At 68.8% G+C, this 16,545-nt stretch carries 14 protein-coding genes and 1 pseudogene; 5 read left to right on the top strand and 10 right to left on the bottom strand.

Annotation, left to right across the window (positions count from 1 at the left end):
* Nucleotides 1-24 precede the first annotated feature (24 nt).
* Both glsA and LZ199_RS25950 read left to right on the top strand, forming a co-directional pair.
* Nucleotides 25-1,011, top strand: a complete 987-nt coding sequence (glsA, locus tag LZ199_RS25945; protein WP_253996447.1) for a glutaminase A — start codon at nt 25-27, stop codon at nt 1,009-1,011.
* A gap of 137 nt (nt 1,012-1,148) precedes the next feature.
* Nucleotides 1,149-2,717, top strand: a complete 1,569-nt coding sequence (locus tag LZ199_RS25950; RefSeq protein ID WP_253996448.1) for a leucyl aminopeptidase — start codon at nt 1,149-1,151, stop codon at nt 2,715-2,717.
* Between the two features lie 130 nt (nt 2,718-2,847).
* Here the strand turns inward: LZ199_RS25950 and LZ199_RS25955 are convergent, their stop codons facing one another.
* The 5 genes from LZ199_RS25955 to LZ199_RS25975 form a co-directional block, all read right to left on the bottom strand.
* Entirely contained in the window at nt 2,848-4,926 is a 2,079-nt protein-coding gene (locus LZ199_RS25955; protein ID WP_253996449.1) for a DUF4114 domain-containing protein, read from the bottom strand.
* Between the two features lie 280 nt (nt 4,927-5,206).
* Complete coding sequence (locus tag LZ199_RS25960) at nt 5,207-5,491, bottom strand: hypothetical protein (protein WP_253996450.1); 285 nt, start codon at nt 5,489-5,491, stop codon at nt 5,207-5,209.
* A gap of 36 nt (nt 5,492-5,527) precedes the next feature.
* A complete protein-coding gene (locus LZ199_RS25965; RefSeq protein WP_253996451.1) occupies nt 5,528-6,157 on the bottom strand; it encodes a lysoplasmalogenase in 630 nt (209 codons plus the stop codon).
* Nucleotides 6,158-6,320: 163 nt separating this feature from the next.
* The gene (locus LZ199_RS25970; protein WP_253996452.1) at nt 6,321-7,538 is read right to left on the bottom strand and encodes an RICIN domain-containing protein; all 1,218 of its coding nucleotides are present in this window, start codon (nt 7,536-7,538) and stop codon (nt 6,321-6,323) included.
* 91 nt (nt 7,539-7,629) lie between these two features.
* On the bottom strand, nt 7,630-9,267 hold the full coding sequence (locus tag LZ199_RS25975; protein WP_253996453.1) for an alpha-amylase family protein: 1,638 nt from the start codon (nt 9,265-9,267) through the stop codon (nt 7,630-7,632).
* 133 nt (nt 9,268-9,400) lie between these two features.
* On the opposite strand from LZ199_RS25975, the gene LZ199_RS25980 reads away from it, so the two are divergent.
* Nucleotides 9,401-10,363 carry a TIGR03885 family FMN-dependent LLM class oxidoreductase gene (locus LZ199_RS25980; protein WP_253996454.1) on the top strand — a complete coding sequence of 321 codons (963 nt, stop codon included), beginning with the start codon at nt 9,401-9,403 and terminating at the stop codon, nt 10,361-10,363.
* Between the two features lie 132 nt (nt 10,364-10,495).
* On the opposite strand, the gene LZ199_RS25985 is transcribed toward LZ199_RS25980, so the two are convergent.
* Nucleotides 10,496-11,047 (bottom strand): porin family protein, encoded by a 552-nt coding sequence (locus LZ199_RS25985; protein ID WP_253996455.1) that lies wholly within the window; start codon nt 11,045-11,047, stop codon nt 10,496-10,498.
* Between the two features lie 64 nt (nt 11,048-11,111).
* Nucleotides 11,112-13,559, bottom strand: a complete 2,448-nt coding sequence (locus tag LZ199_RS25990) for a helicase-related protein (protein ID WP_253996456.1) — start codon at nt 13,557-13,559, stop codon at nt 11,112-11,114.
* Nucleotides 13,560-13,650: 91 nt separating this feature from the next.
* Here LZ199_RS25990 and LZ199_RS25995 point away from each other — a divergent pair, with 91 nt between their 5' ends.
* Together LZ199_RS25995 and LZ199_RS26000 are read left to right on the top strand one after the other, a co-directional pair.
* Nucleotides 13,651-14,178: a DinB family protein gene (locus tag LZ199_RS25995; RefSeq protein ID WP_253996457.1), complete on the top strand. Its 528-nt coding sequence runs from the start codon at nt 13,651-13,653 to the stop codon at nt 14,176-14,178.
* Between the two features lie 212 nt (nt 14,179-14,390).
* Nucleotides 14,391-14,765 (top strand): hypothetical protein, encoded by a 375-nt coding sequence (locus tag LZ199_RS26000; protein WP_253996458.1) that lies wholly within the window; start codon nt 14,391-14,393, stop codon nt 14,763-14,765.
* A gap of 65 nt (nt 14,766-14,830) precedes the next feature.
* Here LZ199_RS26000 and LZ199_RS26005 read toward each other — a convergent pair whose 3' ends face one another.
* From LZ199_RS26005 to LZ199_RS47005, 3 genes and pseudogenes are all read right to left on the bottom strand, one after another.
* The gene (locus LZ199_RS26005; protein ID WP_253996459.1) at nt 14,831-15,334 is read right to left on the bottom strand and encodes a DUF4334 domain-containing protein; all 504 of its coding nucleotides are present in this window, start codon (nt 15,332-15,334) and stop codon (nt 14,831-14,833) included.
* Nucleotides 15,331-15,840, bottom strand: a complete 510-nt coding sequence (locus LZ199_RS47000; RefSeq protein WP_407667248.1) for a zinc-binding dehydrogenase — start codon at nt 15,838-15,840, stop codon at nt 15,331-15,333. Before LZ199_RS47000 ends, LZ199_RS26005 begins: the two co-directional genes overlap by 4 nt.
* Before the next feature lie 204 nt (nt 15,841-16,044).
* Nucleotides 16,045-16,451, bottom strand: a pseudogene (locus tag LZ199_RS47005) (alcohol dehydrogenase catalytic domain-containing protein); the annotation flags it as partial.
* Nucleotides 16,452-16,545: the final 94 nt, after the last annotated feature.

Here is a 16,545-nt window from a genome sequence, read left to right on the forward strand (position 1 = left end):
CTCCGGACTGGAGGGTCGCCACGCATGGGCACGGCAGACGAGGCGGCCTATATCTCCACCGGGCACCTTCCCTCACCCGAGCAGGTCCGGGAACTCGTCGCCGAGGCGCACCGACGCTACCGGGACGACACCGAAGGCCAGTGCTCGGACGTCTATCCCGCGCTGGCGAGGGTCGAGCCCCAGCTCTTCGGAGCCTGCGTGGCGGGCATCAACGGAAGCAGCCACGGCGCCGGAGACGTGGACCACCCCTTCACGCTCATGAGCGTCTCCAAGCCCTTCGTCTTCGCGCTCGTCTGTCAGGCGCTGGGCCCGGAGACGGCGCGGCGCAAGCTGGGCGTCAACGCCACCGGATTGCCGTTCAACTCGGCCATGGCCGTTGACCAGAGCCCGGATGGGCGCACCAACCCCATGGTGAACTCGGGAGCACTCGCGACGACGAGCCTGGTTCCGGGCACCAGTCCCGAAGCCCGGTGGCGCTTCATCCAGGAGGGGCTGTCGAGCTTCGCTGGCAGGCGGCTGGTGCTTGACGAGGAGGTGTATGACTCCGCGACAAAGACGCACCACCGCAACCAGGGGCTCGCCTGGCTGCTGCATGGCCTTGGCCGCCTGGAGACACCGCCGCCCCTGACGACAGAGCTGTACACCCGTCAGTGCGCGCTGGCGGTGACGGCCAGGGACCTCGCGGTGATGGGAGCCACCCTGGCGGACGGCGGCGTCAATCCCGTGACGCGGCTTCGGGTGGTGGACGAGGAGGTCTGCCACCACGCGCTCGCGGTGATGGCCACGGCGGGGATGTATGAGACGTCGGGAGACTGGCTCTACGACGTGGGCATGCCCGGCAAGAGTGGCATCGCTGGCGGCATCGTGGCCGTCGCGCCGGGCAAGGGCGGGCTGGGCACGTTCGCGCCACGGCTCGACGGCGCGGGGAACAGCATCAAGGGCCAGCTCGCCGCGCGGTTCCTCTCGCGGCGGCTCGGCTTGAGCCTGTTCAGCTCCAGCCCCGACACCTGAGCCAGGACGCTCCCTGGCGGCCGGTCGACGCAGGGCTCGTCCTGGGGCCGCTGTGTTGGCGTCCGAACTCCCGTGACTACATTTTTCGCGAGTTCGACAGTCGGCGCCCCGCTGGCACAGCGCCCGAGGACACAGCCATGACGATGACGTTTCCCACGTTCCATGCGGAAGCCGTGTCTGACTTCCATCCCGCCCCCTCCGTGGAAGAGCTCGAGGCGACGAAGCTGCAGGTCTCACGCACTCCGCCCAAGGAGGCGGGAGTCCTGGGCATCCCGCTGGGAGTCGAGGGTGAGGTCCCTCGTGAGCTGGGGCTCAGCCGGGCCCAGCTCAAGGCCGCTGGCTTCGAGGGCAAGGTCGGCCAATCCCTCGTCATTCCGCGCTCGGAGGGTCCCGCGTTCATCGTCGTCGGCATCGGGGAAAAGGCAGACAGCGACCTGGCGTCCCTCCGGAATGCCGCGGCTGCCTTCGCACGGGCGGCGGGCCACTACGTCCAACTCGGCTTCACCCTGCCGGAGCTCGGCGATATCGCGCCGGACGTCGCGGCGCAGGCGGTCGTCGAGGGCATCCTCCTGGCGCGCTACCGCTATCGCCCGCTCAAGCGCACGTCCCAGCAGGAGCCGGCGCTCGAGGGCCTCACGCTCCTGTCGCCGTCGCTGCCCATCGAAGAGGTGAAGCGCGGCGTGGAGCGCGGCCGAATCACGGCCCGGGCCGCCGAGCTGGCTCGGGACCTGGCCAACGCGCCCGCCACGCTCCTCACCGCCCGCCGCGTCGAGGAGATTGCGCGCGTGGTGGCGGCGGCGTCGGGGCTGGACATCGAGGTCTACGACGAGAAGGCCCTCGCCAAGATGGGCTGCGGCGGCATGCTCGGCGTGAACGCCGGGAGCGCCGAGCCTCCCCGCCTCATCAAGCTGTCGTACCGGCCGAAGGACGCGCGCGGGAAGGCGCTGGAGCCCGTCGGCCGCGTCTCGTTGATTGGCAAGGGCATCATGTATGACTCAGGGGGCCTCGGGCTGAAGCCGAATGACCTGGTCCACGCCGCGATGAAGACAGACATGTCCGGCGCGGGAGCCATCCTGGCCGCCATGTCGACCCTGTCCTCGCTCGGTGCCAGGTCCGCCGTCACCGGGTACCTCATGTGCACGGACAACATGCCGGGCGGCAAGGCGATGCGGCTGGGCGACGTGCTGACGGCCCGGGGCGGGAAGACGATTGAGGTCCTCAACACCGACGCCGAGGGCCGGCTGGTGATGATGGATGGCCTGGTCCTGGCGACGGAGGAGCAGCCGCCCCCCGACGCCATCCTCGACATCGCCACGCTCACCGGGGCTTGCGAGCGCGCGCTGGGCAACGACAACGCCGGAGTCATGGGCAACCACCAGGGCATCGTCGACCAGGTGCGCGCGGCGGCCGAGAAGTCCGACGAGACGGTGTGGCAGTTCCCGCTCGACAAGCGCCTGCGCTCGGAGCTCGATTCGGAGGTCGCCGACCTGAAGAACATCGGAGGCGTGAACGCGGGGCAGATAACAGCGGGCCTTTTCCTGGAGGAGTTCGTCAACGGCATCCCCTGGGCACACATCGACATGGCGGGGACGTCGCGAGTCGAAAGCGACAAGGGCTGGCGCTCCAAGGGCGCCACGGGCTACGGCACGCGGCTGCTCATCGACTTCCTGCTCGCGTTCAGCGCGCCGAAGGAAACCCGCCACTGACGTCGCCAGCGGGCGCCTCACCCAGGAGGGGCGCCCGCCCGGCCTTCATCGCTGGAAGTGCGCCTTCGCGCGGGCCCGGGAGTCGCATGAGTGCTCCATCACGACTCCCGGACCGTGTCTCAGGGCGCGCTCAAGGCAGGCGCGTCAGCTCGTAGCCGATGTCGACATTGGAGATCTCTGGCTGACACAGGTAGTCGGCCGTGCCGAGCCACGCCTGCCAGCACAGGCTCTGCCCGCGGACAGCCGAAACATCCAGGACGCTCTCCGAAGTGCCCGCCCCCAGGGGCGCGGGGATGAAGGTGGGCGAAGCGTTGGGAAGACAGACCCCGTCCGTGCAGCGCTGGCAGTCGGGGGAGATGGAGTAGCTCGTGTAGGGATGGCTCATGTCCGAGCACCTGGGACCGAACGCATCCGACTTCGCCACCCTCACGCGCGAGACGAAGCAGCGCGGGTCCAGGTCCCGGGGCAGGGCGTCGAGTGAGGCACTGAACACGACTCCCGAGGGCTCGGCCCGCAGCTCGAACACGGCGTTGGCGAAGTCCCGGTCGCCGCCGCCGTTGAGGTCCTCCCAGCCCATCAGCCAACGGTTGGGATAGGAGGCCGGCGAGGCCAGGGCCAAGTGCGGCATGGCGCCGTTCGACGAGGCGGGGACGACGAAGTGCACCCCCGGCAGCGTGATGGCGCCGTACTCGGGCCGGTACAGCATGGCGTGCGCGGGCTCTTCCAGCCAGCCACAGAGCCGTCGGGTGGTGCCCGGCAGGACGCACGCGCCGCCCCCGTAGGGGTTCTGGCGGTCGCAGGTCGTGCGGTAGACGCAGCCCTGGTGGAACTCGGCCGCGGGACTGGTGCCCCGGGTGTCCAGGTCCAGGTTCCAGGAGGACTTGGAGAAGAACACGGAGACGGGCGTCTGGAGGAACAGGGAGCACCTGCCGTCCGGCGCCTTCTTCAAGCAGGGGAAGGTGATGCCAGCGTCCGCGGGCGTGTGCTTGCTTTCGTAGTAGGCGACGAGGAAGAAGACGATTTCGCGGTGACGCGGGATGTCCCCCAGCCGGATTCGCCGGTCACTCGGCGAGAAGCCGGGGTCCGGGTTGGTGGGTCTGCGCACGCCCTGCTGCGTGTACGCGGAGACGTCGTAATCGGGGATGCCATCCGGCGGGGTGAGGCGCGCGTCCGGGACGGCGCCCATCTGGTTGTAGGTGGTCGAGTTCTCGTCATCGTCCGTGAGGAGGACGACGAGGTTGCCCAACCCCTTGAAGTCGTTGTCCGGCAGGGCTGGCTCGAGCAGGTTGGGGATGCGCGGGTAGCGTCCCCAATCCGAGTAGCCATTCATGTTGGTGTCGGGCTCCCATTGCCCCACGACGTCCACGGCGTAGACGCTCTGGCCCTGTCCCGGCCGGGGGTCCGTCAGCGGCTGGCGACGAAAGGTCGCCTGACAGCCAGCGTTCGTCGCGAGCGCCGGGCTGCTGTACGTGAAGCCCCCGGAGACGAACGTCCGCGGGCACCGCGGCGTCACGCCGATGTAGGGCCGCGCCTGGGGGCCGCTGGGCGGCGCGAGGTTGTAGAGGTCTTCGTGGAGGTCGGCGATGCCATTGCCGTTCGTGTCGAGCAGCTCGTCGTTGGCGCCGACGTAGCCGCGCGCCACGAGGTCGTCGTGGTACATCCACCCCAGCGTGTGGCTGGCGTCGGCGCTCTTGCGCACCAACTGGACCGACAGCGACACGTTGTCCTCGAAGGCGATCCGCTCCGCGTTCAAGGGCCTCGGCGGCAGCGCCAGCCGCAGGGTTCCGTTCTGTGAGACGGTGACGCCGTTCATGTGGCTGAACTGGCTGCCCGCGAACGGCGGCTGGTAGTCGACGGACAAATCACCGCCGACGTTGAAGGTGAAGGCCACCTCGGACGTGAGGCCGTGCGCGTTGGTGACGGCCACCTTCACCGGCGCGCTGTCGGGGGGAAGGCAGTCGGGCGCGGTCCAGGTGACCTCGCTCGCGGTGGCACCGTGGACGGGTGGCGCCAGGGTCCCCTCCGTGGTGGTCCACGTGAAGGTGAGCGGCGAACCCTGGGGGTCGCTCGCCGCCACGCCGAGCACCGACGTGCCTCGTGACGGCACCTGCTCGGCGGACTGCGTGGTGCTCTCGATTCGGGGTGGCAGCAGCGCGAGCGCCGCGGGCTCGGCCTGGGCGCTCGTCGCGAAGAACAGCAGACAGCCCAAGGTCAACCACCTTGGGGCGGGGCGGGATTGCATGCGCATGGGGTCCTGGGAGCGGCGTGTCCGCGCACGGCGGCGCACGCGTTGGGAGCGTCACCTTCCGAAGTCGGTGACGGCCCAGTGACGCGGGGCTTTCCAGAAAATTCTAGGATGCAGGTTCGGCTGGTTTTCGCCCCGAGCGGCCCCACGAGTGCCTTGACGTCGTTGCCCGCGCCGGCATCCTGCCGCGCCCCATGCCAGTCCTTCGTGGTGCCGTCACCTTCTCACGTCAATCACGGCCCGGTCAGGAGCAGGAGCTGTCGCAGTACGGCGCGCCATAGGGCTGCGTACAACAGACATCGTGGGCGTACGGACACGTGTTGTTGACGCAAGACAGCCGGCACAGCCCCTCTTCCGTCGAGCCCGGCAAATAGGCACACGTCGTGCCCCCAGGGCACTCGCCCGTGCCGCTCTCGCACGCGAGCCCCTGCTCCTGGCTTCCGAGCGCATCCTCCGCGCCCGCGACTTCGGTACCGCACGCCATCAGCCCTGCTGCACACAGCGCCATGACAGACAGCCATCGCCACATGAGAGCCTCCTTCGGGGACCCGCCAACGATACGCTTTCACGACACCAGCGGGTGCGCCGTGCTCACGGCTTCGGTGCGCGGTCCACGCGCGGAGAGGGCGATGCTGAGCTGCGCGGCCCAGTACAACAGCATGATGGCGTAGCTGGCGCCCGGCAGGGGGCGCACGAAGAGTTTGATGGCGAGCAGTCCGTCACTCGCGGCGAACAACAGCGCGCCAGCGACCGCGGCCCGCTGCTCGAAGGGGGACAGGCCAGACGCCCCCAAGAGCGCCGTCGCACGCCAGGACATCGTGCAGATGACGACGACGTAGGCCGTCACTGGAAGCGCCATCGCACCCAGGCTCGGCCACAGCAGCACGCTGGCGCTCACGGCCAGCAACAGGAAGGGCAGCGCCCTCCCCCACTGGAGCCCGCGCGTCACGGTGAGGTACGCGGCGGTGTAGCTCACATGGGCCAGCAGGAAGGCGCCCAGGCCGGGAAGGAACATCCCCGGCCCTCCCTCCAGCAGCACGTCACCCAAGAGCGACAACCCCAGCCCGGCAAACACCCACCGGGCATACCGCTCCCGAGGCGGCCACTGCCACAACAGCAGGCAGAGCATGGGCAAGGCCTTGGTGACGAGCCGCAGCTCGGGGCGTCCCGTGTCCAGCACGAGGAGGAAACCCACCGCGCCCGCGACTCCGACTCCCCCGAGAATCCTCGTCCCACCCGCTGTCAGCATGCGCCGCACCTTGCCCACCGGACGTCCTCGGGGCCACGTCCGACCGCACAGACGACCTGGGTGCCACCCGCCTCGATGGCGCCGACGAGAACCTCCTGCCGCACCTCGTTCACAGCGAATCCTCGACAGGGCGCTCGGAGGTCACCTTCCACAGTTGCCCCGAGTCGTTGCAGCCTGTCTTGGCGAGGATGGGGATGTTGTTGGCCCTGCTGTCATTGACGATGTCCAGCGACAGCGCATCGCCCTGCGCCTGGGTCGTCAGCCGGTAGATGCCATTGGGCTCCGGAATCAGCTTCCATCGCTGCTCCGGAACAGCCGCCGACTTGACGAGGAGGGGGCGATTGCCGGCGGTGTTGGCCAGGGACAGGCTGGTCCCTCGCCACTGGGTCGTCAGTCGGTAGAAGCCGTTGGCCTCCGGCGTCAGCTTCCACAGTTGCCCCGTGTACCGGCCCGTCCTGGCGAGGATGGGGATGTTGTTGGCCTTGTCGTCCCCGAGAATGTCCAGCGACATCCCATCGCCCTGCCACAGGGTCGTCAACCGGTAGTAGCAGCGGGCATCGAAGGGGGCGGACACCGGCGACGGAGTGGATGTCGTGGGCGGGGTGGGTGTCGTGGTCGTGGGCAGCTGCCACACCTGCTGGAGCAGCGCGAGCATGCCCGGGTCATGCCTGGCCAGGTCTTCACGTGTGAAGGGATAGAAGTCGTTGCGGCCGAAGAGCGCCTCCGAGGTCTCCGCGAAGAACTCCCAATCGTCATTCATCGCATAGGCACGCTCGAACGTGGCGGGCACTTCGGGCCCACGCCAGCGCTCCACGCAGTCGTAGCTCTTGTTTTCAATCGCGCGCGCATAGGCTGCCATGATGCCGGCGTGCTCGCCGAGCACATGGTCGTAATAGGCATGGCTGAGCTCGTGGAGCACGAAGATGGGCATCCGCCTGGTTTCCTTCTCGAAGATGAGGACGTTCGAGAACTCGATGCTCTTCAGCATCGCCAGGTTGCGACCACTCTGGCGCAGCAAGACATCGCCAGCATGGTACCGAGCCACCGGCGGCTCGCCGGGATAGGGCGGCGACAGCCACAGCGTCACCTTGCGGAGCTGGGCCACGGGGCCCGCGGGGACAATCCGGACGACCTCCTTGAGCTGCGCCGCCAGGAGCACCAGGGCCTTGTCCGTCAGGGGCTTGTTCGCCGCTGCCAGCAGGCGGTCATCGATGCGAACCGTCCAGCCCTCCAGGGTCTGGGTCTGGTAGGTGGGAGCGGGGCTGGCCGCGGAGGCGACGCAAGCGAATACCAGGGCGGCCAGGAGGAGCCATCGTGGAGGGTGCATGCCTCACATCCTACGCCCAGCGCCGCCGCATCATCCTCCTGCGTCGCCCCTCCCCTGACATTTGTTGGAGGCCCCAGGCCGGTATGCGTGCTCACCCCGTGGCGAGCGGCTCCATGCGGAACCACCGGTAGCCGTACCCCTCCAGCGTCACCCGGTGCCGTCCCGCCTTGCCCGGCATGGAGTGCGCCTCCGACAACAGATGCACCAGCCTGGCCGGAGGTCCGCCGGGAGAGAAACCCACCTCACAAGCCTTGCCGGACAGGTTGTGCAGCACCACCAGCGTCTCGTCCTTCCAGTCGTAGCGCAGCGCGAGGACGTTCTGTTGCTTCACGCGCAGGAGCTTCCACTCGCCCCAGCCCAGCTCCGGGCACTCCTTGCGCATGCGCACCATGCGCTCCATCCAGTTGAGCAGTGAAGCGGGGTCCCTGCGCTGGTGCTCGACATTGACCTGGGGAAAGCCGAAGGGCGCCTTGGACACCACGGGCCGGAAGGGCTCGGGCGCCCGGGTGAAACCTCCGTGAGGCTCGTCGGACCACTGCATGGGCGTGCGCACGCTCTGCCGCTCATGCAGGGACAGGTCCTCCCCCATTCCCAGCTCGTCCCCGTACCAGAGCACCGGCGTGCCGGGCAGCGAGAGCATCAGGCTGAAGGACAGCTCCAGCCGGCGTCGGTCCCCCGCGAGCATGGGCGCCAGCCGCCTGCGCAGCCCCCGGCCATAGAGCTGCATCCTCGGCTCCGGGCCCAGCTCCGCGAACACGCGCTTTCGCGCCGCCGCGGGCAGCCGTCCCAAGTCCAGCTCGTCGTGGTTGCGCAGGAAGTTCGCCCACTGCGCCAGGTGGGGCAGCCGGGGCGCGGAGCGCAGCGCCTCCGTCAGCGGCGTCGCGTCCTCCGTCACCAGCGAGAGGAAGAAGTTCTGGTTGGCGGCGAAGTTGAAGACCATCTGCATCCGGTCTCCCTCCTTGCCGTAGAAGTTCATCACCTCGTCCATGGTGACGTTGGCTTCCGCCAGCAGGATGGCATCCCCGCTGCGCCACGAGAGGAACTCCCGCATCCGGCTGAGCAGCGCGTAGGGGTCCTTGATGCCGTGGTTCTTCATCCCCTTCAGCTCCACGAGGAAGGGCACCGCGTCCACCCGGAAGCCGGACACGCCCAGCTCCAGCCAGTAGCCCATCACCTTGAGCAGCTCCTCGCGCACGGCGGGATTGGCGATGTTCAGCTCGGGCTGGAAGGGGAAGAAGCGGTGGAAGTACCAGCGCTTCACCGAGGGGACGTGCGTCCACGTGGTGTGCTGCGAGCCCGGGAAGACCATGCCCTCGTGCGCGTCGCGCGGCTTCTTGTCGGACCAGACGTAGAAGTCATGGAAGCGGCTGTCGCGGCCCTTGCACGCGTCCAGGAACCACGGATGCCTGTCGCTCGTGTGGTTGACGACCAGGTCGATGATGACGCGCATGCCGCGCTGCTTCGCCTGGTGGGTGAACTCCACGAAGTCACCCGGAGTCCCCAGCCGGGGGTCCACGCCATAGTGGTCGGTGATGTCGTAGCCGTTGTCGCGGTTGGGCGAAGGATGGAAGGGCGTCAACCACAGGCAGGTGACGCCCAGGCCCGCCAGATAGTCCAGCCGACGCTGGAGGCCGACGAAGTCGCCCACGCCATCGCCGTTGCCGTCCATGAACGTCTCGACGTCCAGGCAGTAGATGACCGCGTTCTTGTACCAGAGGTCCTGAATCATCCGTCTCCCTGGATGCAGGGTGGTGACGACGCGCGAAAGGCGACACCGCGACGGCCCTCATGCGTGCGACACCTCACACTCGGCCATCAGCCAGACTCGCGCGGGTGAGAAGGCGACACCAACGTGCGCGCGCATGCTCACGCTCGGCTACCACGCCTCCCACGAGCAGTTTCCTCCCAGCGAGCTGCTCCGACTGGTACAGCGCGCGAACGCCGCGGGCTTCACGGCGGCGCTCAACTCCGACCACTTCCACCCCTGGAGCGAGGCCCAGGGACACAGCGGCTTCGCCTGGAGCTGGATGGGCGCGGCCCTGGCCACCACGAAGCTGACCAGCCTGGGCGTGGTGAACGCACCGGGGCAGCGCTACCACCCCGCCATCATCGCGCAGGCGCTGGGGACGCTCGCGGAGATGTTTCCAGGACGTGCCTGGGCGGCGCTGGGCAGCGGGCAGCTGGTCAACGAAGGCGTGACAGGAGAGCCCTGGCCGCCCAAGGACCTGCGCAACGCGCGGCTGCGGGAGTGCGTGGACGTGATGCGGGCCCTCTTCCGGGGGGAGACGGTGACGCACCGGGGGCTCGTCCGGGTGGAGGAGGCGAAGCTCTACTCACGGCCGGCCCGGCCTCCCCTGCTGGTGGGCGCGGCCATCACTCCCCACACGGCGGAGTGGGTGGGCAGCTGGGCGGATGGCCTCATCACCGTGAGCAAGCCTCCCGACGAGCTGCGGAAGACGGTGGAGGCCTTCCGTCGCGGCGGTGGTGAAGGCAAGCCGATGTTCCTCAAGGTGCAGCTCTCCTGGGCCCAGGACGAGCAGGCCGCGCTCCAGGGCGCGATGGAGCAGTGGGCGCCGAACATCTTCGCCAGCTCCGTGCTCACGGACCTGCGCCGCCCCTCCCAGTTCGAGGAGCTTGCGCGCACGGTGCAGCCCAAGGATTTGGAGGGCCACGTGCGCGTGTCCGCGAGCCTCCAGCGGCACGTGGACTGGCTGGCCCAGGACGTGGAGCTGGGGTTCAGCCACCTCTACCTGCACAACGTCAATCGCTGGCAGGAGCCATTCATCGACGCCTTCGCCGCGAAGGTCCTCCCGGCGCTTCGCTGAACCTCCGCCACCGACGGAACCGGGCCTCACTCGCACTGACACCCCTGTGAGGGATTCACGACAGGAGTGTCAGGAGTCCCACGATTTTCATCGCCCCCGAGGCCCTCGGGAGCGATGGGCCTGCGCGAGGCACTACCAGACCATGCGCCAGCCGACGCCCAGCGTGAAGTACTGCTGCTGTTCGTCCGTTTCGTAGGTGTAGTTGTAGAGGTTCCGGTGGAGCCGCGCGTCGAGGGACAGGCGCAGCCAGTCCGCGGGGCGCACCTCCAGCTCCGCGCCCAGGGAGTAGCCCAGGTTGACGACGGAGCCGTGGTTGTAGCTCACGCCGAAGAGGGCCGCGGGCTGGACGCCGCCAAGGTCGACGCCCCAGCGCGCCAGCCCACCGACCTGGACCAGGGGCTTGTTCATCAGGTTGTACAAGTGCTGCCCGCCATCGAGCGTGACCACCATCCGGGAGCCCGCTTTCGCGTAGATGGCGGCCTCCGGCCCCACGGAGAGGTAGCGACCCAGGTGCTTGAGCAGGTGCAGCCGAACGCCCACGCCGCCATGAGTCTCCCCCTCGAGGTCCTCGCCGCTGAACGCCGCGCCCACGCTCACGCCCAGCTCCAGGTCCGGGGGACGCGGTGCCTCCTGCGCCCATGCACTTCCGGCCACCAGCAGCCCCCCTGCGAATAACGCCTTCATTTCAAATCCTTCCACGAGACCCGGCCCAGACCGTGGAAGGCCCTGTACAAGTTCCAGGCCACCCTCACTCCGGCTTGGGTCCGCCCTGGGCTCCTCGCGCCCCGGCGCCACTGCCTCGGGGCGCGGGATGCGAACCCGCATGGGCGGGCTGTCCGTGGGCGGAGGGCTTGTTGCCTCGCCGTCGCCGACGACGTCGCTTCTGCGCGGCGCCTGGGCCCGCTGCGCCCCCCAATTCCCGGAGGACCGCGGCACGCGCGCCCGCGTCCAGTCGCAGCTCCTGGAAGAGCGCCTGCGCCTGCTGCGCGCCATGAGGATGACGCAGCGCTTCGGAGAGCCGCTCGACGACATCGATTCGCAACGCCACGGAGCCCAGCACCTCGTACCCGAAGGCTCGCGCCTCCCGAGGGCCGAACGCGGAGGACTCCAGCGTGACGTCTCGCGGCACGCCCTTGGGCACGGGCTTCTGGAGGAACAGCGCCGTCAGCATGCTGCGGCGCTCCATCGCCGGTGGGGCGAGTGCGTCGACCACGTAGAAGTAGCGGCGGCCCTCGCGGACCCCCAGCGACCTCAGGCGCTCCTTCGACTCCTCATCCATCAGGCCCCACTGCTCCCAGGCCTCGGCCAGGGTAATCACCCCCACCCCCTCCGCCAGGCGGTAGGAGAGGCCCCGCGTCACGGGAGAGCGCCCCGCGCCGGTGAGGGACTCGGCGGGAAAGCCGCCCATCGCCTCGGTGACCAGATCTCTCGCCAGCGCTTGCAGCCGTCGCTCGAGCCGCCGTCGCGCGCCGCCCGTCCAGACCTCCGGCTCCGCGAGCGCGAGCTGCGGCGAGCGACGGTCCGTGCCACGCACCAGCCGCGCCAGGGGCTGCCCCTCGAAGGAGATGCTGCCCAGCGCATCCACCTCGAACGTCTCGTGCGTGGCGTCGACGACGCGCTGGACGAACTGCTCCTCCGTCATCGCCCCACAGTCCGCGCCCGACACCTCGCCCAGCAGCAGCCCCAGCTTGGCGAAGGGGCTGTCGGAGCCGCTCGCGGCGGGCGTCGTCGTGGCCCGCACGAAGCGACGGGCGCTCCTGCGCGCGGCTCGCTGCACGAAGCGCTCGACGAGGCGCTCATGCAGCGCGTCCCCCAGCGCATCCTCGATGTGGCGCGTGCGCTCCTGCCACTGCTCGGCGTCATGCAGCCAGGACGAGCGCTGACTGATGTACGTCCAGATGCGGATGGCGGCCAGCCGGTCCATCAGCGTGTGGAGGTCTCCCGACACGTCGTCGAGCGGCGACACCTGCTTGCCGAGCCACGTCGAGTCCAACGTCCCATCCCCCGCGGAGAGCTGGAGGAAGGTCTCCCGCAGCAGCCCGACGTGCTGGCCGAACAAACCCTTGCGGAAGTCGGGAATCTGGCAGACCTGCCACAGCAGCTCGACTGTCGCGCGGTCCGTCACCAGGTCTCGGACGGCGGGAATCTGGGAGAGGTCCTTGAGCGCATCGAAGTCATCCGCGCGTTCCACCCGGACGAAGGCATTGTGGCGGGGCGCCCGGCACAGCGAGTCGAGCAGGGCCTCGGGGCTTTCGAAATCCAGCTCGGCGTTGCGCCAGATGAGGCTGCGCACGGCGGGGAACTGGTGGGACTCGATGGCGGTGACCACCCGGGGGGACAGTTCCGCCAGCGTGTTCAGCATGCCGAAGCTGCCGTCATTCAGGTGACGACCCGCGCGGCCGGCGATTTGAGCCAGCTCATCCGCGAAGAGGTCTCGCTGCTCGGCGCCGTCGTATTTGGACAGCGCGGCGAAGGCCACGTGGTTGAGGTCCAGGTTCAACCCCATGCCAATGGCATCCGTGGCCACCAGGTACTGCACCTCTCCGGATTGATACATCGCCACCTGGGCATTGCGGGTCCGGGGCGAGAGCGCGCCCAGCACCACGGCCACGCCGCCACGCAGCCTGCGGAGCGACTCGGCCAGTTCGTACACGCGGTCCGCGGAGAAGGCGACGACGGCCGAGCGTGGCGGCAGGCTCTTCAGGGAGCGCCGCCCGGCATACCGGAGCTGCGACAGGCGGGTGGCGCGCTTCACCGAGGCGTGGGGGATGAGCGACTGGAGCATCGGCCGCATCGTGTCCGCGCCGAGGAACCAGGTCTCCTTGCGTCCCCGCGCGTGCAGCAGGCGGTCGGTGAAGACATGGCCGCGCTCGCGGTGGGCGGCGAGCTGGATTTCATCCACGGCGAGGAAGTCGACCTTGCGGTCCAGCGGCATCGCCTCGACGGTGCAGATCCAATAGTCGGGGCGCGGGGGGAGCCGCTTCTCCTCGCCTGTCATCAAGGCCACCCGCCCCTCGCCCACACGGGCGGTCACCCGGTCGTAGACCTCACGGGCGAGCAGGCGCAGGGGCAGCCCCATCATCCCCGAGTCGTGTTCGAGCATGCGCTCGATGGCCCGGTGCGTCTTCCCCGTGTTCGTGGGCCCCAGCTCCGCCACGACGATGGCGGCCGAGCGGCTGGGCGGACTGGCGTTCATTGGGGGCAGTCTAACCTCAGGAGGAGCCCTGCGCCGCAGGCCGCGCCTGCGCCATGGACGTCACCCGAGGAAGCCTCCTAGCTTGCGGCCCATGACCCATCCCGTCAGAGACACACTCCTCGGGCAGCTCGACATCGCGTGGGCGCTCACCTGTTACCATCTCGAGGGATTGACCACGGAGGAGTGCCTGCGCCGCCCGGGCCGCGTGGGCCTCCACGTCCAGCAGGGCGAGGACGGACTGTGGCGCGCGGAGTGGCCCGAGCACGAGGGCTATGACCTGGGGCCCGCGAGCGTGGCCTGGCTGACGTGGCACCTGGGCTTCTGGTGGTCCATGGTGCTCAACCACTCGTTCGGCGATGCGACGCTGACGCGAGAGGCCGTGTCCTGGCCCGGCACCGCCGACGAAGTCCGCGCCTGGATTTCGCGGCTGCACGGCGAATGGCGGGGACACATCGAGCGGCTCGGCGACGAGGACCTGCGCTCCACGGAGCGAACGCGCTGGCCCCTTCAGGGCAAGCCCTTCGGCGACATCGTCGGCTGGGCCTCGCTCGAATTGATGAAGAACGCGGCGGAGCTGGGCTACGCGCGCTTCGTCCTCGCGGCCGCAAAGGTGCCCTAGTCGGCCCCCGGGTTAACCCTTACGCAATTCCTCGCAGCCCACGACAAAGTCAACCACCCACCAATCCCAAATCCGCAATCGCTTGCGTCTACGGACTTAAATAGTAAATCGAGATTAGCACAGAAAACACCAAATCCGTGCCCGAGTCCCTCTCCTCGGCCTTGGTGTTTCCGCGCGGCTGACAAACCCGATGGAACCCAAGGAGCAGGTCCATGAGCATCAAGACGAGCGTTGTGAGGCTGGGCGTCGCGATGGGACTTCTGGTCAGCGGCACGGCCTCCGCCGCGTGCTGGTCGTGGGCGTCCGGACCCACGTACGAGAACCGGTGGGTGGCCGGGCTGGACAACGTCACCGGGAGTGGGGATGACACGTCGGTGCTGACCGACAACGGGCTCTTGCGCGCCTACTTCCCAGCGCAGTGCTCGGGCGCGTACGGCTGCGACGTGGTCCAGTATTCCATCCAGTGGTTCAACGGCTCGTGGCAGACCTTCACGCCGGGCGTGAACGACGCCGACCCGGCGGGCTACGCGCGCCGGTCCTGGGCGTACTTCTACGACCACAACTTCCAGGCCACTGTCTGCAATTGAGCCAGCGAGCCTGGTGACAGGCACTCCCGCGTCCCGGCCCTCTTCCCGATGGGGGCCGGGGCGCCCTACGTGTCGTCCCGCCGCAGCACGAAGAAGTACGGCGCGGCCATCCCCCGGGCGTCCATCAATCCCAGCAGCGTGTTCGCGTCCACCTTCCTGAACACGTCATTCGTGGGCCAGTCGTCGTAGATCATCGTCGCGCTGACCTTGTCCCGGTACACCGTCAGGCGCAGGCGCGCCTTGAACTTCCCGGTCTCCACATCCGCCCGGTGCGGTCCCACGAGTCCGCGAATCGTCGGCGACGGCCACTTCCTCGGGTCGACCGGGAACACCGACGCGCGGTCCTCCGTGTAGAACAGCAGCGGGTGCACGCTCTCGTCGTCGATGAACCGCTTGCCGTACCACCCCGTCGCGCCGAGCATTCCATCCATCGGGTGCCCCGTCAGGAGCTCACTGCCCTTCCAGGTGCCGCGCATGAACTCCAGCTCCACCGCGGGCAGGCTGTCGAACAACTCGAGCGCCGCCTGAGGTTCCAGCCGCCCCGCGCTCACCGCTTCGTCGAAGGTCATCGCGTGCTTCCTCCGTGCATGCGCAGCACGGGCTTGATGACCGTGCGCGCTTCCATGTCGTGAACCGCGTCGTTGATGGCCTCGAAGTCGTAGGAGCGGCTCAGCTTCTCCAGCGGGAACCGCCCCTCCGCGTGCAACGCCACCATCCTGGGGATGAAGTTCTTCGGGTCCGCATCCCCCTCGATGATGCCCACCAGCCGCTTGCCGAAGAGCAGCCGCGTCATCGAGAGCGTCACTTCCGACGCCTCGGGGCTGGGAAGGCCCAGGAGGCCACACGTGCCCAAGGGGCGCGTCACCTCGAACGCCTGACGCAGCACCTGCGGGATGCCGACACACTCCAACGCGAAGTCCACCCCGCCCCGGGTGCGCTTGAGCATCGTCTTCGTCAGCTCGGGCTCCGTCGCCAGGTACGTGTCGGTGGCGCCCAGCTCGCGCGCCAGCTCCAGCCGGCCGGCGTCCAGATCCACCGCGAGGATGCTCGCCGCGCCAGCGACACGCGCCGCCATGACCGCCGCGAGCCCCACCGCACCCACACCGAAGACGGCGAGCTGCTGCCCCGATTGGAGCTTGAACGCTTCCAGCACCGCCCCGGCGCCTGTCTGGAACCCACAGCCCAGCGGAGCGAGCAGTTCGAGCGGCGCCTTCCGGTCCACCTTCACCGCGTTGTGCTGGTGCGCCAGCACGTGGGTGGCGAACGAGGACTGGTGGAAGAAGCCCGAGCGGATGGGAGCCCCACGCCACCGCATGGGGAAGGAGCCATCCGGTCGCGCACCGGAGAAGTTCCCCGCGTACCCGCGCTCACAGTAGGCGGGATGCCCCCGCTCACACGTGCCACAGGCTCGGCAGGAGTAATAGCTGAGCACCACCGCGTCCCCGGGCTCGAAGCCCGTCACGCCCTCCCCACCGCCTCCACCACCCCCGCGCCCTCGTGGCCGAGCACCGCGGGGAAGGGGAACCGCCCCGCACCCGCCCGGTAGGTGAGGTCCGTGTGACAGATGCCACTGGCTGTCACGCGAACCCGCAGCTCACCCGCTCCAGGGCCGTCCAGTTCGACCTCGTCGAGCACGAAGGGACCGCCCACCGCTTGTACCAGCGCCGCACGCACCGGAAGACCCATGGGGATGCATTATTGGCAGATTGCCAACGAAGGTGCCACCGAACTCAGCGTCCACACCACTCGCCACCAGCAGGGCTCACATTCCAGCCAGCCA

The sequence above is a fragment of the Myxococcus qinghaiensis genome, assembly GCF_024198215.1.
Lineage (GTDB): Bacteria > Myxococcota > Myxococcia > Myxococcales > Myxococcaceae > Myxococcus > Myxococcus qinghaiensis.

Coding starts and splice junctions, on each gene's coding strand:
- LZ199_RS25950 (WP_253996448.1), top strand. CDS start 1,149: ATGACGATGACGTTTCCCACGTTCCATGCGGAAGCCGTGTCTGACTTC.
- LZ199_RS26005 (WP_253996459.1), bottom strand. CDS start 15,334: ATGACCTTCGACGAAGCGGTGAGCGCGGGGCGGCTGGAACCTCAGGCG.
- LZ199_RS25980 (WP_253996454.1), top strand. CDS start 9,401: ATGCTCACGCTCGGCTACCACGCCTCCCACGAGCAGTTTCCTCCCAGC.
- LZ199_RS25975 (WP_253996453.1), bottom strand. CDS start 9,267: ATGATTCAGGACCTCTGGTACAAGAACGCGGTCATCTACTGCCTGGAC.
- glsA (WP_253996447.1), top strand. CDS start 25: ATGGGCACGGCAGACGAGGCGGCCTATATCTCCACCGGGCACCTTCCC.
- LZ199_RS26000 (WP_253996458.1), top strand. CDS start 14,391: ATGAGCATCAAGACGAGCGTTGTGAGGCTGGGCGTCGCGATGGGACTT.
- LZ199_RS25995 (WP_253996457.1), top strand. CDS start 13,651: ATGACCCATCCCGTCAGAGACACACTCCTCGGGCAGCTCGACATCGCG.
- LZ199_RS25985 (WP_253996455.1), bottom strand. CDS start 11,047: ATGAAGGCGTTATTCGCAGGGGGGCTGCTGGTGGCCGGAAGTGCATGG.
- LZ199_RS25970 (WP_253996452.1), bottom strand. CDS start 7,538: ATGCACCCTCCACGATGGCTCCTCCTGGCCGCCCTGGTATTCGCTTGC.
- LZ199_RS25990 (WP_253996456.1), bottom strand. CDS start 13,559: ATGAACGCCAGTCCGCCCAGCCGCTCGGCCGCCATCGTCGTGGCGGAG.
- LZ199_RS25960 (WP_253996450.1), bottom strand. CDS start 5,491: ATGTGGCGATGGCTGTCTGTCATGGCGCTGTGTGCAGCAGGGCTGATG.
- LZ199_RS47000 (WP_407667248.1), bottom strand. CDS start 15,840: ATGGCGGCGCGTGTCGCTGGCGCGGCGAGCATCCTCGCGGTGGATCTG.